The sequence below is a fragment of the Streptomyces sp. NPDC056128 genome, assembly GCF_042263835.1.
Taxonomy (GTDB): domain Bacteria; phylum Actinomycetota; class Actinomycetes; order Streptomycetales; family Streptomycetaceae; genus Streptomyces.
On record NZ_JBHJVQ010000008.1, the window covers coordinates 41,253 to 60,810 of the forward strand.

The 19,558-nt window shown below is 73.9% G+C and carries 18 protein-coding genes; 13 read left to right on the forward strand and 5 right to left on the reverse strand.

Going from position 1 to position 19,558, the window contains the following annotated elements; genetic code table 11:
- The first annotated feature begins 156 nt into the window (after nucleotides 1–156).
- Genes ACFC1X_RS17940 through ACFC1X_RS17950 form a run of 3 tightly spaced genes read left to right on the forward strand, consistent with a single transcriptional unit; the run spans nucleotide 157 to nucleotide 3,028 of the window.
- Nucleotides 157–978 carry a DUF5819 family protein gene (locus ACFC1X_RS17940; protein WP_376354617.1) on the forward strand — a complete coding sequence of 274 codons (822 nt, stop codon included), beginning with the start codon at nucleotides 157–159 and terminating at the stop codon, nucleotides 976–978.
- Nucleotides 975–2,270 (forward strand): HTTM domain-containing protein, encoded by a 1,296-nt coding sequence (locus ACFC1X_RS17945; protein WP_376354620.1) that lies wholly within the window; start codon nucleotides 975–977, stop codon nucleotides 2,268–2,270. The genes ACFC1X_RS17940 and ACFC1X_RS17945 overlap by 4 nt, the downstream gene beginning before the upstream one ends.
- Nucleotides 2,267–3,028 (forward strand): TrmH family RNA methyltransferase, encoded by a 762-nt coding sequence (locus tag ACFC1X_RS17950; RefSeq protein ID WP_376354622.1) that lies wholly within the window; start codon nucleotides 2,267–2,269, stop codon nucleotides 3,026–3,028. The genes ACFC1X_RS17945 and ACFC1X_RS17950 overlap by 4 nt, the downstream gene beginning before the upstream one ends.
- Here the strand turns inward: ACFC1X_RS17950 and paaN are convergent.
- Nucleotides 3,025–4,716, reverse strand: coding sequence for a phenylacetic acid degradation protein PaaN (paaN, locus tag ACFC1X_RS17955; RefSeq protein ID WP_376354624.1), 1,692 nt, complete (start codon nucleotides 4,714–4,716; stop codon nucleotides 3,025–3,027). The genes ACFC1X_RS17950 and paaN overlap by 4 nt on opposite strands.
- 174 nt (nucleotides 4,717–4,890) lie before the next feature.
- Between paaN and ACFC1X_RS17960 the strand changes: the two genes are divergently transcribed.
- The 3 genes from ACFC1X_RS17960 (at nucleotide 4,891) to ACFC1X_RS17970 (ending at nucleotide 7,415) form a co-directional block, all read left to right on the forward strand.
- Nucleotides 4,891–6,408: a 3-hydroxyacyl-CoA dehydrogenase gene (locus tag ACFC1X_RS17960; protein ID WP_376354627.1), complete on the forward strand. Its 1,518-nt coding sequence runs from the start codon at nucleotides 4,891–4,893 to the stop codon at nucleotides 6,406–6,408.
- Nucleotides 6,405–7,007, forward strand: coding sequence for a TetR/AcrR family transcriptional regulator (locus ACFC1X_RS17965; RefSeq protein ID WP_376354630.1), 603 nt, complete (start codon nucleotides 6,405–6,407; stop codon nucleotides 7,005–7,007). The genes ACFC1X_RS17960 and ACFC1X_RS17965 overlap by 4 nt, the downstream gene beginning before the upstream one ends.
- A 159-nt stretch (nucleotides 7,008–7,166) precedes the next feature.
- On the forward strand, nucleotides 7,167–7,415 hold the full coding sequence (locus ACFC1X_RS17970; protein ID WP_376354633.1) for an MYXO-CTERM sorting domain-containing protein: 249 nt from the start codon (nucleotides 7,167–7,169) through the stop codon (nucleotides 7,413–7,415).
- Nucleotides 7,416–7,433: 18 nt separating this feature from the next.
- Here ACFC1X_RS17970 and ACFC1X_RS17975 read toward each other — a convergent pair whose 3' ends face one another.
- On the reverse strand, nucleotides 7,434–7,934 hold the full coding sequence (locus ACFC1X_RS17975) for an Lrp/AsnC family transcriptional regulator (RefSeq protein ID WP_376355165.1): 501 nt from the start codon (nucleotides 7,932–7,934) through the stop codon (nucleotides 7,434–7,436).
- 189 nt (nucleotides 7,935–8,123) lie between these two features.
- On the opposite strand from ACFC1X_RS17975, the gene pdhA reads away from it, so the two are divergent.
- The 6 genes from pdhA (at nucleotide 8,124) to ACFC1X_RS18005 (ending at nucleotide 15,294) form a co-directional block, all read left to right on the forward strand.
- Nucleotides 8,124–9,278, forward strand: a complete 1,155-nt coding sequence (gene pdhA / locus ACFC1X_RS17980; protein WP_376354636.1) for a pyruvate dehydrogenase (acetyl-transferring) E1 component subunit alpha — start codon at nucleotides 8,124–8,126, stop codon at nucleotides 9,276–9,278.
- Entirely contained in the window at nucleotides 9,275–10,279 is a 1,005-nt protein-coding gene (locus ACFC1X_RS17985; protein ID WP_376354639.1) for an alpha-ketoacid dehydrogenase subunit beta, read from the forward strand. Before pdhA ends, ACFC1X_RS17985 begins: the two co-directional genes overlap by 4 nt.
- Nucleotides 10,279–11,706: a dihydrolipoamide acetyltransferase family protein gene (locus ACFC1X_RS17990; RefSeq protein WP_376354642.1), complete on the forward strand. Its 1,428-nt coding sequence runs from the start codon at nucleotides 10,279–10,281 to the stop codon at nucleotides 11,704–11,706. Before ACFC1X_RS17985 ends, ACFC1X_RS17990 begins: the two co-directional genes overlap by 1 nt.
- 80 nt (nucleotides 11,707–11,786) lie before the next feature.
- Nucleotides 11,787–12,704 carry an NTP transferase domain-containing protein gene (locus tag ACFC1X_RS17995; protein WP_376354644.1) on the forward strand — a complete coding sequence of 306 codons (918 nt, stop codon included), beginning with the start codon at nucleotides 11,787–11,789 and terminating at the stop codon, nucleotides 12,702–12,704.
- On the forward strand, nucleotides 12,704–14,200 hold the full coding sequence (locus ACFC1X_RS18000) for a molybdopterin molybdotransferase MoeA (protein WP_376354647.1): 1,497 nt from the start codon (nucleotides 12,704–12,706) through the stop codon (nucleotides 14,198–14,200). Before ACFC1X_RS17995 ends, ACFC1X_RS18000 begins: the two co-directional genes overlap by 1 nt.
- The gene (locus ACFC1X_RS18005) at nucleotides 14,197–15,294 is read left to right on the forward strand and encodes a potassium channel family protein (RefSeq protein ID WP_376354650.1); all 1,098 of its coding nucleotides are present in this window, start codon (nucleotides 14,197–14,199) and stop codon (nucleotides 15,292–15,294) included. Before ACFC1X_RS18000 ends, ACFC1X_RS18005 begins: the two co-directional genes overlap by 4 nt.
- A gap of 5 nt (nucleotides 15,295–15,299) precedes the next feature.
- On the opposite strand, the gene ACFC1X_RS18010 is transcribed toward ACFC1X_RS18005, so the two are convergent.
- Nucleotides 15,300–16,148 (reverse strand): ABC transporter permease, encoded by an 849-nt coding sequence (locus ACFC1X_RS18010; RefSeq protein WP_376354652.1) that lies wholly within the window; start codon nucleotides 16,146–16,148, stop codon nucleotides 15,300–15,302.
- Nucleotides 16,145–17,173: an ATP-binding cassette domain-containing protein gene (locus ACFC1X_RS18015; protein ID WP_376354655.1), complete on the reverse strand. Its 1,029-nt coding sequence runs from the start codon at nucleotides 17,171–17,173 to the stop codon at nucleotides 16,145–16,147. The genes ACFC1X_RS18010 and ACFC1X_RS18015 overlap by 4 nt, the downstream gene beginning before the upstream one ends.
- A gap of 162 nt (nucleotides 17,174–17,335) precedes the next feature.
- On the opposite strand from ACFC1X_RS18015, the gene ACFC1X_RS18020 reads away from it, so the two are divergent.
- Entirely contained in the window at nucleotides 17,336–18,319 is a 984-nt protein-coding gene (locus ACFC1X_RS18020; RefSeq protein WP_376354658.1) for an NAD(P)H-quinone oxidoreductase, read from the forward strand.
- Nucleotides 18,320–18,708: 389 nt separating this feature from the next.
- Here the strand turns inward: ACFC1X_RS18020 and ACFC1X_RS18025 are convergent, their stop codons facing one another.
- Complete coding sequence (locus ACFC1X_RS18025; RefSeq protein ID WP_376354661.1) at nucleotides 18,709–19,476, reverse strand: hypothetical protein; 768 nt, start codon at nucleotides 19,474–19,476, stop codon at nucleotides 18,709–18,711.
- Nucleotides 19,477–19,558 lie beyond the last annotated feature (82 nt).

The following is a 19,558-nucleotide window of genomic DNA, read 5'->3' on the forward strand; positions in this document are numbered from 1 at the left end:
GGTGACGGCCACGGTGCGGCCGGTCCGCCGGGGGATGTGCGGGCGGCCGGTCCTGAGTACCGTTCGCGTTCGAACGTGGCCGGGCGGCCGGGCTGTGCCGCGCGGGCGCCCCGCGGTGCGCGGGCGGATGGACGGATCGGGACCGAACGGGGCGGAATGGAAGCGTACGACACAGGCTCGGACGCCCGGCAGGGGCGGGACGGGCAGGAGGACCCGGTCGGGTCCGACGGCGCGTCGGAACAGACCGGCGGGGCAGGCGGGACCACCGGTACCTCGGAGGCCGCGGCGCCCCGCACCGGAGTCGCCGCGCTCTCCCCGCGCTACCAGGTCGGTGCCGTGGTCGCCCTCGCGGTCGTCGCGATCGCCGTCTGCGCCCACATAGGCCTGGTGTTCCTGCACGTGGCCCCGTCCAACACCCTCACCAAACAGCACGGCGAGGCGGTGGACGAGTGGGTCTTCCCGGAGTTCGAACAGAACTGGAAGCTCTTCGCGCCCAACCCGCTCCAGCAGAACATCTCGGTCCAGGTCCGCGCCGACGTGAGCACGGCGGACGGCGAGATACGCACGACCGGCTGGTACGACCTGTCCGCGGAGGACGGCCGCGCCATCGACGGCAATCCCCTGCCGAGCCACACCCAGCAGAACGAACTCCGCCGGGCCTGGGACTTCTTCGTCTCCAGCCATGACTCCGACAACCGGCCGGTGGGCATGCGGGGCGCCCTCTCCGAGACCTACCTGCGGCACATCGCCGTCCAGCGGCTGGACCGGATCGACGCCGCCGGAGAGGGCGGAACCGTCGAGCGCGTCCAGTACCGGTCGCGGACCACCAGCGTGGAGCCGCCGCCGTGGACCGGTGAGAAGGTCTCCGACCGGCCGGCCTACCGCGAGCTGCCCTGGTGGACGGTGCCCGGCGGCACGAGCGCGAAGGACGACGGCGGCGCGGCCAACGGCGCCGCGAAGGACGGGGGTGCCGCGTGAACGGCATCGCCCTCTCGGTCTCCCGCTCCATCGCCCGCGTCACCGGCGCCGCGCTCGGCCCGTACCAGACCGCCGTGATCCGCATCGGCTTCAGCGCCACCTGGCTGCTCTTCCTGCTGCGCGAACTCCCCCACCGGAGCGAGCTGTACGGCCCCGACAGCCCCTGGAGCCACGACCTCGCCGAGCAACTGATCGCGGACAACGGCGCCTTCACGGCGCTGATGTGGTCCGACTCGGCCGCCTGGTTCGAGATCGTCTACGCGCTGGCCGTCCTGAGCAGCGTGCTGCTCCTGCTGGGCTGGCGCACCCGGACCATGTCCGTGCTGTTCATGGTCGGGGTGCTCTCGCTGCAGAACCGCAGCGTCTTCATGGGCGACGGCGGCGACAACGTCCTGCACCTGATGAGCATCTACCTGGTCCTCACCCGCTGCGGCCGGGTCTGGTCGCTGGACGCCCGCCGGGCGCGGCGCGGCGACGCGGCACGCGCGCGTGGAGAGCGTGTCCGGGACCGGGTCGGGCCGCTGCTGTGGTCCGTGTTCGGCTTCGTCCTGCTCACCGTGACGCTCGCGGGCGGGCTGGACGGCGACTGGTTCGTCCCCGCGCTGCTGTGGGCGGTGTGGGTGGCGCTGGGCATCGGCTGGGTCGTCGGGCGCGCGGCCGAGGGCAGCCAGCCGCGGATCCTGCTGGACGTGGTCACCAACATCGTGCACAACGGCGCGCTCTTCGTGATCATGGCCGAGGCGTGTCTGATCTACGCGACCGCCGGCTGGTACAAGATCCAGGGTTCGCGCTGGCAGGACGGCACGGCCGTCTACTACCCGCTGCACCTGGACTACTTCTCGCCCTGGCCCGCGCTCTCCGACGCCCTGGCCGGCAACGGCACCATGGTCATGCTCATCACCTACGGCACGGTCGCCGTGCAGGTCGCCTTCCCGTTCACGCTGTTCAACCGGCGGGTCAAGAACGTGCTGCTGGCCGCCATGATGACCGAGCACGCGGTGATCGCCGTGACGCTCGGGCTGCCGTTCTTCTCGCTGGCGATGATCGCCGCCGACGCGGTGTTCCTGCCCACCTCGTTCCTGCGCCGCCTGGGCGACGGGGCGGCACGCGTGCGTGCGCGGCTGCTGGGCCGGCTGCCGGCCGGGTTCCCCGGCGGAGGCGGGAGCAAGGGCGCGGCGGGTCGTGCGGCCGCGGTGCCGGGCCCGAGGGCCGGATCCGGCGAGGAGGACCCCGGGGAGGGGCCCGACGGGGACAAGGGCTCCGAGCAGACCCACGTAGGCTTCAAGGTATGACCGAGCCCGACCCGTTGGCCGCCTGGCGCCGGCACGCCGGGCCGTGTGTCCTGCTGGACGGCTTCCACGCGCTCAAGCACGCGCTGCGGTTCGGCGCCCGGGTTCCGGTGGCCGTCACCACCGACCGCGCGGCCGCCCTCGCCCTCGCCGACGAGCTGGCGCCCGACGTGCGCGACACCCTGGACGGTCTGCTGACCGAGGTGCCGCACGAGGCGTACGCGTCGCTGGTCGCGCGGCCGCACCCCACGGCGGTGGCCGCCCTGGCGGTACGGCCCTCGCGGGCGGCCGGTCTGGAGGCGCTGGCGCGCGGGCCCCGCCGGGCCCCGGTGGTGGTGCTGGACCAGCCGCGCAACCTCGGCAACGCGGGTGCGGTGATCCGGCTGGCCGCCGGATTCGGGGCGACCGGGGTGGTCACCACCGGCACGCTCGACCCCTGGCACCCCACGGTGGTGCGGGGCGGGGCCGGGCTGCACTTCGCGACCGTCGTGGAGCGGCTGGAGGTGGCGGAGCTGCCGCCGGGGCCGGTCTTCGCGCTGGACCCCGAGGGCGAGGACATCCGCGGGCTCGAGCTGCCGGACGACGCGCTGCTCGCGTTCGGCTCCGAGCGCAGCGGTCTCTCGCGGGAGCTGCGCGCGCGGGCCGACCACCTGGTGGCGCTGCCGATGCGCCCCCAGGTCTCCAGCTACAACCTCGCGACCAGTGTGGCCATGACGCTGTACCACTGGAGCGCCACCGGGGGCGCACCGCACGTGCCCTAGGCCGGCCTGCGGACCTCCACTACGCGGAAGCGGTTGGCGACGAAGGCGCCGTCGCACAGGGCCGCGTTGGCCGCCGGGTTGCCGCCGGAGCCGTGGAAGTCGGAGAAGGCGGCCGTCTGGTTGACGTACACCCCGCCCGTGAGGTTGAGGGAGAGCTGGGCGGCCTCGTCCAGGCAGGCCTCCGTCACGGCCTCCTCCACCTCCGCGTCGGTGGTGTACGCGCCGACCGTCATCGCGCCCTTCTCCCGGACGCTGTGCCGCAGCAGCTCCACGGCGTCGGCGGCGGAGTCGACGGCGACGGCGAAGGAGACGGGGCCGAAGCACTCGCTGGTGTAGACGGCCTCGTCGCCGGGCTTGGCGCCGTCCAGCTTGACGATCACCGGGGTGCGCACGACCGCGTCCGGGAACTCCGGGTGGGTGATCTCGCGGGAGGCCAGGGCGACCTCGCCGAGTCCGGCGGCGGCCTCCAGGCGGGCCTTGACGTCCGGGTTGACGATGGCGCCGAGCAGGGCGTTCGCGCGGGCGTCGTCGCCGAGGAGGCCGTCGACGGCGCGCGCCAGGTCGGCGGTCACCTCGTCGTAGGACTTGGGGCCCTGGTCGGTGCGGATGCCGTCGCGGGGGATCAGCAGGTTCTGCGGGGTGGTGCACATCTGGCCGCTGTAGAGGGACAGCGAGAAGGCCAGGTTGGCGAGCATCCCCTTGTAGTCGTCGGTCGACTCGACGATCACCGTGTTGACGCCGGCCTTCTCGGTGAAGACCTGCGCCTGGCCGGCGTTGGCCTCCAGCCAGTCGCCGAAGGCGGTGGAGCCGGTGTAGTCGATGATCCGGATCTCGGGGCGGGTCGCCAGGGTCTTGGCGATGCCCTCGCCGGGGCGCTCGGCGGCCAGCGCGACCAGGTTCGGGTCGAAGCCGGCCTCGGCGAGCACGTCGCGGGCGACCTGCACGGTGAGGGCGAGCGGCAGCACCGCGCGGGGGTGGGGCTTGACCAGGACCGCGTTGCCGGTGGCGAGGGAGGCGAACAGGCCCGGGTAGCCGTTCCACGTCGGGAAGGTGTTGCAGCCGATGACCAGGCCGATGCCCCGCGGCACCGGTGTGAACCCCTTGGTGAGCGCGAGCGGGTCGCGCTTGCCCTGGGGCTTGGTCCACTCCGCGGTGTCGGGGGTGCGGGCCTGCTCCACGTACGCGTAGGCCACGGCCTCCATGCCGCGGTCCTGGGCGTGCGGGCCGCCCGCCTGGAAGGCCATCATGAAGGCCTGTCCGGAGGTGTGCATGACCGCCTGGGCGAACTCCATGGTCCGCGCGCCGATCCGGCGGAGGATCTCCAGGCAGACCATGGCGCGCAGCTCGGCGCCCGCGTCCCGCCACGCCTTCTGGCCGGCCTTCATGGCGGGCAGCAGCACGTCGAGGTCCGCGTGCGGGTACTGGACGCCCAGCTCGACGCCGTACGGGGAGACCTCGTCGCCGACCCAGTCGTCGGTGCCGGGCTGGCCGAGGTCGAGGCGGGTGCCGAGCAGGGCGTCGAAGGCGGCCTTGCCCGCGGCCATGTCCAGGCTGCCGTTCTCCCCGTAGGCCTTGGGGTGCTCGGGGTGGGGGGACCAGTACGCGCGCGTACGGATCGTCTCCAGCGCCAGGTCCAGGGTCGGCCGGTGCTGGGCGATCAGCTGGTGTGCGGTGAGTTCGGCGGCCATGCGGGACCAACTCCTCGTCTCTCACGAACTCGCCGTCGACTCGCCGTCGAGTTCGTGGACCTGGGGGGAAACCTGGGCAGGAACGGGCGGACACGGCTAGAGTAACCGAACGATCGGTCGGGACAAGGGGGACCGCCGCATCTGTGGAAAACCCCGTGCGGGAGGATCGCGCACATGACAGCACTCGACCTCAGCAGCCCCGTGGCCGTCGTCGGCACCGGCACCATGGGCCAGGGCATCGCCCAGGTGGCGCTGGTCGCGGGCCATCCCGTACGGCTGTACGACACCGCCCCAGGGCGGGCCCGGGAAGCGGCCGACGCGATCGGCGCCCGGCTCGACCGGCTCGTCGAGAAGGAACGGCTCACCGGCCCCGAGCGGGACGCCGCCCGCGCCCGGCTGGAGCCCGCCGGGGCGCTCTCCGACCTGGCCGACTGCGCGCTGGTCGTCGAGGCCGTCGTGGAGCGGCTGGACGTCAAGCAGGAGCTGTTCCGGGCGCTGGAGGACGTCGTCGGCGACGACTGCCTGCTCGCCACCAACACCTCCTCCCTGTCCGTCACCGCCATCGCCGGCGGACTCGGCAACCCCGGCCGCTTCGTCGGCCTGCACTTCTTCAACCCCGCGCCGCTGCTGCCGCTGGTGGAGGTCGTCTCCGGCTTCGCCACCGACGTCTCGTCGGCCACCCGCGCGTACGAGACGGCCCGCGCCTGGGGCAAGACCCCGGTCGCCTGCGCCGACACCCCCGGCTTCATCGTCAACCGCATCGCCCGGCCCTTCTACGCCGAGGCCCTCGCCGTGTACGAGGACCAGGGCGCCGACCCGGCCACCATCGACGCCGTGCTGCGCGAGTCGGGCGGCTTCCGCATGGGCGCCTTCGAGCTGACCGACCTCATCGGGCAGGACGTCAACGAGTCCGTCACGCACTCCGTGTGGCAGGCGTTCTTCCAGGACGTGCGGTTCACGCCGTCGCTGGCCCAGCGCCGCCTGGTCGAGTCCGGGCGCCTCGGCCGCAAGAGCGGGCAGGGCTGGTACGACTACCGCGACGGCGCCGAGCGGCCCGAGCCGCACACCGCCGAGCCGGCCGACCGGCCCGCGTACGTCGTCGCCGAGGGCGGCCTGGGGCCGGCCGCCGAGGTGCTCGCGCTGATCCGCGAGGCGGGCATCGAGGTGCGCGAGGAGGCCGAGGACAACGGCACGCGGCTGGTCCTGCCCAGCGGCGGGCAGCTCGTGCTCGCCGACGGCCAGACCTCGGTGGAGTTCCGGGACGTCGTCTACTTCGACCTCGCGCTCGACTACCGCGCGGCGACGCGTGTCGCCCTCTCCGCCGCGCAGAGCACCTCCCCGCGCACGGTCGCCGAGGCCACGGGCCTGTTCCAGGCGCTCGGCAAGAAGGTCAGCGTCATCGGGGACGTCCCCGGCATGATCGTCGCCCGTACGGTCGCGCGGATCGTCGACCTGGCGGTGGAGGCGGTCGCCAAGGGCGTGGCGACCGAGGAGGACGTCGACACCGCGATGCGCCTCGGCGTGAACTACCCGCTGGGGCCCCTGGAGTGGAGCCGCCGTCTCGGCGGCGACTGGGCCTGCTCGGTCCTCGGCAACCTGCACGAGTGCGCGCCCACGGGCCGGTACGCGCCGTCCCTCGCGCTGTACCGCCACGCGTACGCCGCCGACAAGCAGGAGGGCACCCCCTCATGACCACCGCCAGGCGCGACACGTACACGCCCGAGACGCTGCTCTCCGTCGCCGTGCAGGTCTTCATCGAGCGCGGCTACGACGGCACCTCCATGGAGCACCTCTCCAAGGCCGCCGGGATCTCCAAGTCGTCGATCTACCACCACGTCACGGGCAAGGAGGAGCTGCTGCGGCGGGCGGTGAGCCGGGCGCTGGACGAGCTCTTCGGGATCCTCGACGAGGAGCACGCGCGCGTGGGGCCCGCCGCCGGGCGCCTGGAGTACGTCGTGCGCCGCATGGTCGAGGTGCTGATGGCCGAACTGCCCTATGTGACGCTGCTGCTGCGGGTGCGCGGCAACACGGACACCGAGCGGTGGGCGCTGGAGCGGCGGCGGGAGTTCGACCACCGGGTCGCCGCCCTGCTGAAGGCCGCGGCGTCCGAGGGGGACGTCCGCGCGGACGTGGAGGTGCGGCTCGCGACCCGCCTGGTCTTCGGCATGATCAACTCGATCGTGGAGTGGTACCGCCCGGAGGGTCCCGACGGCCGGGCCGGCGCGGGCGAGCGCGAGGTGGCCGACGCGGTGGCGCGGCTGGTCTTCGGCGGGCTGCGCCGGGCGGAGTGAAGGTGCCGGCGGCGTGAGCGGAGTGAGTACCCGCGCCGGGCGGGCTGAGTAGGCGGCCCCATGACCTGCCCGGCCGGCGGTGATGGCATGGAGCGCATGCCCGACACCGACGTCCCGTCCACGTCCGCCACTCACCGGACGTGGTGGAGAGCCCCCCTCGTGGGTTCTCTGCTCGCTCTGCCGCTCGTCGTGCTGGACTACTTCTGGTTCGCGTCCCAGGACGGCCCCGGCTCCTTCGGGGGCGTGCTCTACTGGGCCGTCGGGCTGCTCGCGCTCGCCTGGGTGCTGCCGCGGCGGCGGTCGCTGCGCGGGCCGCGGATCGCGGCGGCGGGGGCCGGGCTCGGATGCGCCCTGCTTCCGGTGGCATTCGCGGTGCTGCTGGGCCTGGCCTGGGCGGTCTCGACCTGACGAACGCGGCGACGCCGCTCAGCTCTGCGGTTCCAGGTCCTCGGTCTCGAACACCAGCAGGGTGCGGGTGCTGAGCACCTCCGGGATGGCCTGGAGGCGGCTGAGCACCAGTTCGCGCAGGGCCCGGTTGTCCGGCGTGTGCACCAGCAGGAGGACGTCGAAGTCACCGCCGACCAGGGCGATGTGCGAGGCCCCGGGCAGCTGCCGCAGCTGCGCCCGGACCGTGCGCCAGGAGTTCTGGACGATCTTCAGGGTGATGTACGCCGAGGTCCCGTGCCCCGCGCGTTCGTGGTCGACGCGGGCTCCGAAGCCGCGGATGACGCCGTCCTCGACGAGCCGGTTGATGCGGGCGTAGGCGTTCGCGCGCGAGACGTGCACCCGCTCGGCGACCGACCGTATCGAGGCGCGGCCGTCCGCCTGGAGCATGCGCAGGATGTCCTGATCGATCGCGTCCAGCGGGCGCGGGGGCGGCGGGGGAGCGGGCTCGTCGGGGCCGCCGTCCTCCGGGCGCTCGGCCATTTGTTCAGATGCCACCTGCCCCCGCCTCCCTGTCGTGGACGTCCTGCGTCCATCTCAGGCTGTGGAGAACCGTTTGTCCACAGCCTGGGGCCGCCTGTAGCCAAAATGTGCCGACGACCGAACAATCGGTAGGTGAGGCCCGTCACACCCGTGGCGAGCCGACAGCCGCTCCCACGAGGAGGTGCCGTCATGACGGTCATGGAGCAGCGGGGCGCGTACCGGCCCACACCGCCGCCCGCCTGGCAGCCCCGTACCGACCCCGCGCCGCTGCTGCCCGACGCCGAGCCGTACCGCGTGCTCGGCACGAAGGCGGCGGAGCACGCCGACCCCGAGCTGCTGCGCACGCTCTACGCCCGGCTGGTCCAGGGCCGGCGGTACAACGCGCAGGCGACGGCGCTGACCAAGCAGGGCCGACTGGCCGTCTACCCCTCCAGCACCGGCCAGGAGGCGTGCGAGATCGCCGCCGCGCTGGCCCTCCAGGAGCAGGACTGGCTCTTCCCCAGCTACCGGGACACGCTCGCCGTCGTCGCCCGGGGCGTCGACCCCGTCGAGGCCCTCACCCTGCTGCGCGGCGACTGGCACACCGGCTACGACCCCTACGAGCACCGGGTCGCCCCGCTGTCCACGCCGCTCGCCACCCAGCTGCCGCACGCCGTGGGCCTCGCGCACGCCGCCCGGCTCAAGGGCGACGACGTGGTCGCGCTCGCCATGGTCGGCGACGGCGGCACCAGCGAGGGCGACTTCCACGAGGCGCTGAACTTCGCCGCCGTCTGGCAGGCGCCCGTCGTCTTCCTGGTGCAGAACAACGGCTTCGCGATCTCCGTCCCGCTCGCCAAGCAGACCGCCGCCCCGTCGCTGGCCCACAAGGCCGTCGGCTACGGGATGCCGGGCCGCCTGGTCGACGGCAATGACGCGGCCGCCGTGCACGAGGTCCTCTCCGACGCCGTGCGCCGTGCGCGCGAGGGCGGCGGCCCCACCCTGGTGGAGGCGGTGACGTACCGCGTCGAGGCGCACACCAACGCCGACGACGCCACGCGCTACCGGGGCGACGCCGAGGTCGAGACCTGGCGGCGGCACGACCCGATCGAGCTGCTGAAGCGGGAGCTGACCGACCGCGGCCTGCTCGACGAGGACGCCGTCCTGGCGGCCCGCGAGGACGCCGAGGCCATGGCCGCGGACCTGCGCGCCCGCATGAACCAGGACCCGGAGCTGGACCCGATGGACCTGTTCGCCCACGTCTACGCCGAGCCCACCCCGCAGCTGCGCGAGCAGCGGGCGCTGCTGCGCGCGGAGCTGGAAGCCGCGGCCGAGGCGGAGACCGGGCCGGAAGGGACGCACCGATGACCACCGTCGCCGCCAAGCCGGCCACCATGGCGCAGGCCCTCACCCGCGCGCTGCGGGACGCCATGGCCGCCGACCCGGCCGTGCACGTCCTGGGCGAGGACGTGGGCGCCCTCGGCGGCGTCTTCCGCGTCACCGACGGACTCGCCGCGGAGTTCGGCGAGGACCGCTGCACGGACACCCCGCTCGCCGAGGCCGGCATCCTCGGCACGGCCGTCGGCATGGCGATGTACGGGCTGCGTCCGGTCGTGGAGATGCAGTTCGACGCCTTCGCCTACCCGGCGTTCGAGCAGGTCGTCAGCCACGTCACCAAGATGCGCAACCGCACGCGCGGGAAGATGCCCCTGCCGCTGACCATCCGCGTCCCCTACGGCGGCGGCATCGGCGGCGTCGAGCACCACAGCGACTCGTCCGAGGCGTACTACATGGCGACTCCGGGGCTCCATGTCGTCACGCCCGCGACCGTCGCCGACGCCTATGGGCTGCTGCGCGCCTCCATCGCCTCCGACGACCCGGTGGTCTTCCTCGAACCCAAGCGCCTGTACTGGTCGAAGGACACCTGGAACCCCGAGGAGCCCACGCCCGTTGAACCGACAGGCCGCGCGGTGGTGCGGCGTTCCGGCCGGAGCGCCACACTCATCACGTACGGGCCGTCGCTGGCCGTCTGCATGGAGGCGGCCGAGGCGGCCCGGGCCGAGGGCTGGGACCTCGAAGTCGTCGATCTGCGCTCCCTGGTGCCGTTCGACGACGAGACGGTGTGCGCTTCGGTGCGGCGGACGGGACGCGCGGTCGTCGTCCACGAGTCGGGTTCCTTCGGGGGCCCGGGCGGGGAGATCGCGGCCCGGGTCACGGAGCGCTGCTTCCACCACCTGGAGGCGCCGGTGCTGCGTGTGGCCGGGTTCGACATCCCGTACCCGCCGCCGATGCTGGAGCGCCACCACCTGCCCGGTGTGGACCGGATCCTGGACGCCGTGGGGCGCCTGCAGTGGGAGGCCGAAAGCTGATGGCACAGGTGCTGGAGTTCAAGCTCCCGGACCTCGGTGAGGGGCTCACCGAGGCGGAGATCGTGCGCTGGCTGGTCGAGGTCGGGGAGGTCGTCGCCGTCGACCAGCCGGTCGTCGAGGTCGAGACGGCCAAGGCGATGGTCGAGGTGCCCTGCCCCTACGGCGGTGTGGTCACCGCCCGCTTCGGCGAGGAGGGCTCGGAGCTGCCCGTCGGCGCGCCGCTGCTGACGGTCGCGGTGGGAGAGGGAGCCGCCCCCGACCGGCCGGAGCGGGACCCGGGCACGGGCGCCGCCGCCGAGGAGGCCACGGCCGCGGCGACCAAGGCCGAGCAGCCCAGGGCCGAGCAGCCCAAGGCCGAGGGTTCCGGCAACGTCCTGGTCGGCTACGGCACCTCCGAGGCACCGGCGCGGCGGCGCCGGGTACGTCCGGTGCGTCCGGAGCCCGCCGCCCCGCAGGCCGGCGCGGCGGCGAACGGGCGGCCCGTCCGCACCGCCGAGCCGGAGGGTCCCGTCCCGGTCATCTCCCCGCTGGTCCGCAGGCTGGCCCGGCAGAACGACTTGGACCTGCGCGAACTGACCGGCTCGGGCCCCGACGGGCTGATCCTGCGGGCGGACGTGGAGTACGCGCTGCGTGCCGCCACCGCCCAGGGCGGCCGTACGGCGGTCCGGCCGGACGTGACGGACCAAGGGCCGACCGCCCCGCTCGCCGCGTCCCCCGTGTCCTCCGCGCCGCGCCCCGGCGGCATCCGCACCCCCCTCAAGGGCGTGCGCGGCGCCGTCGCCGACAAGCTCTCCCGCAGCCGGCGCGAGATCCCCGACGCGACCTGCTGGGTGGACGCCGACGCGACCGAGCTGATGCGCGCGCGCACGGCGATGAACGCCGCGGGCGGCCCGAAGATCTCCCTCGTCGCGCTGCTGGCCCGGATCTGCACGGCCGCCCTGGCCCGCTTCCCGGAGCTGAACTCCACGGTCGACACCCAGGCCCGGGAGGTCGTCCAGCTCGACCACGTCCACCTCGGCTTCGCCGCCCAGACGGACCGGGGCCTGGTCGTGCCGGTCGTCCGGGACGCGCACGCGCGGGACGCCGAGGGGCTCACCGCGGAGTTCGCCCGGCTGACCGAGGCGGCCCGCGCGGGCCGGCTGACGCCCGGTGAGCTGACCGGTGGCACCTTCACGTTGAACAACTACGGCGTGTTCGGCGTCGACGGCTCCACGCCGATCATCAACCACCCCGAGGCGGCGATGCTCGGCGTCGGCCGCATCGTCCCCAAGCCGTGGGTGCACGAGGGCGAGTTGGCGGTGCGTCAGGTCGTCCAGCTGTCGCTCACCTTCGACCACCGGGTCTGCGACGGCGGCACGGCGGGCGGTTTCCTGCGGTACGTGGCGGACTGCGTGGAACAGCCGGCGGTGCTGCTGCGCACCCTGTGACGCGGGCGCGGCCGCGCAGGCGCTGATTGCGCGGCCTCCCCCACGTTCCCTGTGATCGCGCAGGGCCCCATACTCGGGGGGTGACCGCGTACGAGCCCCCCGGTGACCCCGGCACGGGCACCGACCCCGCGCCGGGCCCCGGCCCCGCCGGGTACGACGCCGTCGTGCTCGCGGGCGGGGCCGCCCGGCGGCTCGGCGGTGCCGACAAACCCGGCCTGCGCGTGGGCGGGCGCGCGCTCCTCGACCGGGTGCTCGCCGCCTGCGCGGGAGCGCGCACCACCGTCGTCGTCGCCGGTGCCCGGCCCACCGCCCGCCCGGTGACCTGGGCCCGCGAGGACCCGCCGGGTGGCGGACCGCTCGCCGCCCTCGCCGCCGGACTGCGGCACACCACGGCCGAGTACGTCGTCGTGCTCTCCGCCGACCTGCCGTTCCTGGGCGAACCCACCGTCGCCCGGCTGCTGTCGGCCCTCGCCGCGAGCGAGGCGGACGGCGTGCTGCTCACCGACGCCGACGGCCGCGACCAGCCCCTGGTGGCGGCCTATCGCGCGTCCGCCGTACGCCGCGAACTGGCCGCGCTCGACAGGGAGCAGGAGGGGACGGAACTCACCGGGATGCCCCTGCGCCGCCTCACCGGCGCCCTCCGGCTCGCCCGGGTCCCCGACGCCGTCGCCTCCTTCGACTGCGACACCTGGGACGACATCGCCACCGCAAGGGCACGCATCAGGGAGCATGGGCACGTGTTGGATGAATGGATCTCCGCAGCCAAGGACGAGCTGGGCATCGACCTCGACGTCGACACCGGCCTCCTGCTCGACCTCGCGCGTGACGCCGCCCACGGAGTGGCCCGGCCCGCGGCCCCGCTGACCACCTTCCTCGTCGGCTACGTCGCCGGGCGGGCCGGGGGAGGTCCCGAGGCGGTCGCCGAGGCCGCCCGCAAGGCCGCGGCCCTCGCCCAGCGCTGGGCGGACGAGGCCACCGACACCCGCCCGGACGCCTGATGGCCTCCCCCGGCACATGGGCCGACGAGGAAGACCTCGACGTCGAGGAGGCGCTCGCCCTCGTGAAGGAGAACCCCGGCCGTCCGCACGGCCATTCCGGCCCTCCGCACGGCGATCCCGGCCGCCCGCACGGCGATCCCGGCCGCCCGCACGGCGATCCCGGCCCTTCCCACGGCGACCCGGGCCACGCGGCGGAGTCCGCCCGCGCCACGCCCGGCGGCCGTCACGGCGCCTCGAACGGCCCCGCCGATCCCTCTGCGTCCCCTGAGTCCCCCAAGTCCCACCACCACGCGGCCCCCTGGCCCGAGGCCCGGTCGGCCGCCGAGCGCGCCGCCCGCTCCGCCGCCCGTGCCGCCCGCCGCACGCCGGTCTCCGTGGAGCTCGACGCGGCCCTCGGTCTCACCCTGGCCGCACCCCTGACCGCCCTCACCGACCTGCCGTCCTTCGACACGTCCGCGATGGACGGCTGGGCCGTCGCCGGTCCGGGCCCCTGGACGGTGCGCGACGAGGGCGTCCTGGCCGGACACGCGGAGGCCGCGCCGCTCACCGACGGCGAGGCCGCCCGGATCGCCACCGGCGCCCGCATCCCCCCGGACACCACCGCCGTACTGCGCACCGAGCACGGCCGCACCGACGACCGGGCCCGGCTCCACCCCACCCGCGAGGTCGTCCATGGCCAGGACATCCGCCCGCGCGGCCAGGAGTGCCGCAGCGGCGACCAGTTGCTGCCCGTCGGCACCCTCGCGACCCCGCCCGTGCTGGGCCTCGCGGCGGCCGCCGGGTACGACACCCTCACCACGGTCCCCCGCCCCCGCGTCGACGTCCTCGTCCTGGGCGACGAACTGCTCACCGGGGGCCTCCCGCACGACGGCCTGATCCGGGACGCGCTCGGCCCGATGCTGCCGCACTGGCTGCGCGCGCTGGGCGCCGAGGTCCGCACCGTCCGCCGCATCGGCGACGACGCCAAGGCGCTGGAACGTGCCGTCACGACCTCCGACGCCGACCTGATCGTCACGACCGGCGGCACCGCCGCCGGCCCGGTCGACCACGTCCACCCGATCCTGCGCCGGATCGGCGCCGATCTCCTCGTGGACGGCGTCAAGGTGCGCCCGGGACACCCGATGCTGCTGGCCCGCCTCAAGGACGACCAGCACCTCGTCGGGCTGCCCGGCAATCCCCTGGCCGCCGTCTCCGGACTGCTCACCCTCGCCGAGCCGCTGCTGCGCACGCTCGCCGCCCGCCCGGCGCCCGAGCGGTACACGCTGCCGCTGCGGGACGCGGTGCACGGGCACCCCTACGACACCCGGCTCGTCCCCGTCGTGCTGCGCGAGGACGGTGCCGCGCCGCTGCACTACAACGGCCCGGCCATGCTGCGCGGCATCGCGGCGGCCGACGCGCTGGCCGTCGTACCCCCGGGCGGAGCGCGGTCGGGTCAGGAGGCGGAGTTGCTGGACCTGCCCTGGGCCACCGCCGGAATCGGAGTGTGTTTCACGTGAAACTTCCGGGCCAGGACGCGATCGCCCGCCAGGCGGACGAGCATCTCGTGACCCACCGGGTGAAGCTCCCCAGGACGCTGGTGGAGCACCCGATCCGCCAGGTCGCCAAACGGCTGTCGCTGGCCCTGGTGGTGCTGGTCGCGACGGCGTTCATCGTCTACGCCGACCACGACGGCTACAACGACAACTCCGACGGCTCGGTCGATCTCCTCGACGCCTTCTACTACGCCACCGTCACCCTCTCCACCACCGGGTACGGCGACATCACACCGGTCAGCGACGCCGCCCGGCTGACCAACATCTTCATCATCACGCCCCTGCGCGTGCTGTTCCTGATCATCCTGGTCGGCACCACGCTGGAAGCCCTCACCGAGCGCACTCGGGAGGAGTGGCGCCTGAACCGCTGGAGGTCCACCTTGCGCGATCACACCGTCGTCGTCGGCTTCGGCACCAAGGGGAGGTCGGCGATCCAGACCGTCTGCGCGACCGGCCTGCGCAAGGAGCAGGTGGTGGTGGTCGACCCGAGCGGGAAGGCCATCGAGGCCGCGACGGCGCACGGCTACGCGGGCGTGATAGGCGACGCGACGCGCAGCGATGTGCTCAACCGCGCCGAGCTGTTCCGCGCGAAGCAGATCATCATCGCCACCCAGCGGGACGACACGGCCGTGCTGGTGACGCTGACGGCCCGGCAGATGAACCGGGGCGCGAAGATCGTGGTCGCGGTCCGCGAGGAGGAGAACGCGCCGCTGCTGAAGCAGTCCGGCGCCGACGCCGTGATCACCAGCGCCAGCGCCGCGGGCCGGCTGCTCGGGCTCTCGGTGCTGAGCCCCGCCGCCGGCATGGTCATGGAGGACCTGATCAGCCAGGGCAGCGGGCTCGACCTCATCGAGCGGCCCGTCATAAAGGCCGAGGTGGGCAAGAACCTGCGCGAGGTGAACGACCTGGTGGTGAGCGTCCTGCGGGGGCACCGGGTCCTGGGGTACGACGACGCGGCCGTCGGCGGGCTGGAGCTGACGGACCGGCTGATCACGATCGTGCGGGCGACGCCGACCACCCAAGTGGCGCCCGACGCCCGCCCGCTGCCCCGCGACTGACGCGGCTACTTGCGGTTGTAGAGCCGCATCGTGACCGGGCCGAAGACCAGCAGGAGCGCGCCCGCCCAGCCCAGCGTCCAGGCGATCTCGACGCCGGGCCACTCACCCGCCATCAGACCGCGCACCGCGGACGCGAGGTGGGTGATCGGGCTGTTGTTGACGAAGGCCTGGAGCCAGCCCGGCATGGTCTTCGGGTCGACGAAGACGTTGGACAGGAAGGTGAGCGGGAAGATCACCATCATGCTGACGCTCATCACCGACTTCTCGGTGCGCAGCATCAGCCCGAACATCGTCCAGATCCACGAGAAGGCGAACGAGAAGACCAGCAGCAGCGCGATGCCGGCGACCACGCCGACGAACCCGCCGTCGGGCCGGTAGCCGAGCAGCAGACCCACCGCGAGCATCACGACGGACGCGATGGTGTAGCGCAGCGCGTCGCCGAGCAGGTAGCCGACCATCGCCGAGGGCCGCCAGATCGGCAGCGAGCGGAAGCGGTCGAAGACGCCCTTCTCGATGTCGATGTTCACCGAGACCCCGGTGTACATCGTGATCATCACGACCGACATCACGAGGATGCCGGGCAGGACGAACTGGATGTAGTCACTGGGCGAACCCGCCAGCGCACCGCCGAAGAGGTACGTGAACATCAACAGGTTCATGATCGGGAAGGCGGTGACGTCGAAGAGCTGCTCCGGCACGTGCTTGATCTTGAGGATCGCGCGCCAGCCGAACGTCACGGACGTGGACAGGGCACTGGGCCGCGGCGGGCGCTCCTTGGCCACCAGCAGCGCCGCCAGGGACTCGGCGCTGACCGGGGAGAGCTCCTTGCCCTCGGTGCTCGTGGCCGTGCTCATGCCGCCACCTCGTCCTTCTTGTCGGTGCCGGAGCCGGCGTCGGGGCCGGTGCTCTGGCCGGTGTCGTGTCCGGTCAGCGCCAGGAAGACCTCGTCGAGGCTGGGCTGTCCCAGGGAGAAGCTGTCGACGGTGATGCCGGCCCGCGCCAGCTCACCGAGCGCCTTGGCGGCCTGGTCGGCGGCGGTGTCGCTGGCCGCCGCGCTGAGGCGCGCGCTCAGTGCCACCGGGTCGGGCTCCAGCTGCACCTCGGCGACCAGCAGGTTCCGCAGCAGCCGCTCGGCCTCCGGGCGCTCCTCGGCGTCCCGCAGCCGCAGATGGACGGAGCCGGCACCGACGGACGCCTTCAGCTCGCCCTTGGTGCCCTCGGCGATCACCTTGCCCTGGTCGATCACGGCGATCCGGGACGCCAGCTGGTCGGCCTCGTCCAGGTACTGCGTGGTCAGCAGCACGGTGGTGCCCTGGGTGACGACCGCGCGCACGATGTCCCACACCTGGTTGCGGCTGCGCGGGTCGAGGCCGGTGGTCGGCTCGTCCAGGAAGAGCAGGTCGGGGGTGTTGAGGATGGACGCGGCGATGTCGATGCGCCGCCGCATGCCGCCGGAGTAGTGCTTGACCTGCTTCGCCGCCGCGTCCGTCAGCCCGAAGGCCGCCAGCAGCTGCTCGCCCCGCTCCCGCGCGGCCACCTTGCCGTGCCCGAGGAGGCGGCCCAGCAGGATCAGGTTCTCGGTGCCGGTGAGGTCCTCGTCCACGGAGGCGTACTGCCCGGTGAGGCTCACCCGGCTGCGTACCTCGTCCGCCTCGCGTACGACGTCATGGCCGAAGACCCGGGCATGGCCGGCGTCCGGCCGCAGCAGGGTGGCGAGCATCTTCACCGTGGTGGTCTTGCCCGCGCCGTTCGGTCCGAGGACGCCGTAGACCGTGCCGGCGGGCACCGAGAGGTCCACCCCGTCCACGGCCCGGGTCTCACCGAACGTCTTCACCAGTCCCGCGGTCTCGATCGCGGGGTCGGACGTGTGCGTGCTCATGCTGGTGGTCCTTCCGCCTTCTTGGGCTACGCATGGGGAGACCTTTACCGTCGCGCAAACTCATCGGTCGTGCGAAGGGATTTCCGGAGGGACGGTCCCAAAGTCGCACGGCGCTCGGTCCGGGGACCCAGGCACGGGGGACCACAGGAGTAGCGTCGCCCCATGCATGCGATCACGATTTCCGAACCCGGCGGCCCCGAGGTGCTGGTCTGGACCGAGGTCCCCGACCCGGTGCCCGGCGACGGCGAGGTCCTGGTCGAGGTGGCGGCCAGCGCCGTCAACCGCGCCGACATCATGCAGCGCCAGGGGTTCTACGATCCCCCGCCCGGCGCCTCCCCGTACCCCGGCCTGGAGTGTTCCGGGCGGATCGCCGCGCTCGGCCCCGGCGTGTCCGGCTGGGCCGTCGGCGACGAGGTGTGCGCGCTGCTCTCGGGCGGCGGCTACGCGGAGAAGGTCGTCGTTCCGTCCGGCCAGCTGCTGCCGGTGCCGGAGGGCGTCGGCCTCAAGGAGGCGGCGGCGCTGCCCGAGGTGGTCTGCACCGTCTGGTCGAACGTCTTCATGGTCGCCCACCTGCGCCCCGGCGAGACTCTCCTCGTACACGGCGGCTCCAGCGGCATCGGCACCATGGCGATCCAGCTCGCCAAGGCGGTGGGCGCGCGCATCGCCGTGACGGCGGGCACCCCGGAGAAGCTGGAGCGCTGCGCCGAGCTGGGCGCCGACATCCTGGTCAACTACCGGGAGCAGGACTTCGTCGCCGAGCTGAAGGACGCGACGGGCGGCGCGGGCGCCGACGTGATCCTCGACAACATGGGGGCCAAGTACCTGGACCGCAACGTCCGGGCCCTCGCGGTGAACGGCCGGCTGGCGATCATCGGCATGCAGGGCGGCCGGAAGGGCGAGCTGGACATCGGCACGCTCCTCGCCAAGCGCGCCGCCGTGAGCGCGACCTCGCTGCGGGCCCGCCCGCCGGAGGAGAAGGCGGCCATCGTGGCGGCCGTACGGGAGCACGTCTGGCCGCTGTTCGCCGGGGGCCATGTCCGCCCGGTCGTCGACCGCGAACTGGCGATGACCGATGCCGCCGACGGCCACCGCGTGGTGGAGGAGAGCGGCCACATCGGCAAGGTGCTGCTGGTCACCGGGGCGTAGGGCCTCCGGCGGATCAGCTCGCTGGAAGGCTGCGGCGCGTAGGGCCTCTGGCGGATCGGGTCGCTGGAAGGCCGTGGTGCGTGGGGTCTCTGGCGGTTCGGGTCGCTGGAAGGCCGTGGTGCGTGGGGTCTCTGGCGGATCGGGTCGCTGGAAGGCCGCGGTGCGTGGGGTCTCTGGCGGATCGGGTCGTTGGATGGCCGCGGCGCGTGGGGCACCCGCCGGATCAGGTCGCCGGAGAGCCGCGCCGCCTTGTCGGCGCCGGATCATGCCGCAGACGCCGGTGGGTGCGCTGGGCCCCGCCTCTGGGGCATGATCCGCCGGGCCTGCCCGCCGGGCACGGGCGGCGCCGTGCCCGGCGGGCGAGCCGTGATCCGCCATGGCGCCCGCGCCTAACCCCGGCGCAGGCGCAGGCCCACGAAGGCGAGGGCCAGGCCGAGGCCGATGAGGACCAGGCCGCTGCCCAGGGGGAGCACCCGCAGCACGGGTTCGGTGGCGGCGGCACGCGTGCCGGTCCCGGGCTGGGACCGGGACGGCGAGGCGGAGGGCACCAGGGCGGCCTCGCCGGACGGCTCGGCGGTGGCCGGGTCCTCGGCCGGGCCGTCGTGGTCGCCCCGCGCCCAGCGGCCGGAGTTCTCGTCGGCGCGGTCCTTCTCCGGCTTCCACTCCCCGGCACGGCCGGGCCGCTGCCTGCCCTCGCCCGGCACGCTCCCCGCCCGGGACGGCTCGGCCGTGGAGGCGGCAGGGGCTGCCGAACGCTCTGAGGCACCGGATTTCGAGGGCGAGGCCGTGGTGGAGGGCGTGGCGGAACCGTGCGCCCTGCCGTCCCCCGGCCGGGTCTGCACGGCGGAGGGCGCGGCGGGACCGGCCTCGGGGCGCTCGGGGCGCTCCGGGAGGCCGGGGCGTTCGTGCCCGCCGGACTGCCCGGGACGTTCGTGCCCGCCCCGCCCGTCCTGGTCCCCGGCGTCGTCCGGGCCGACGGCGGCCGCCCCCGGCACCGCACCGTGCCCCGGCCCCGAGGGGGACGGGGTCAGGGCGGCCCCCACCGCCGCGAACCCGGCGCCGTGCGCCGCCCCCACCCCATACGGCGACACCAGCGCGCCGAACCCCAGTGCCCCCACCAGTCCCGTCGCTCGCAGTGTGCGCAGCCATGGAGTCACGTCCGTGACCCCCTCCCGGTGTAACCAGTCGTGGAAAATCGACGGAACAAGCCTCACACCGAGCGGCGATTCCGGCATTCCG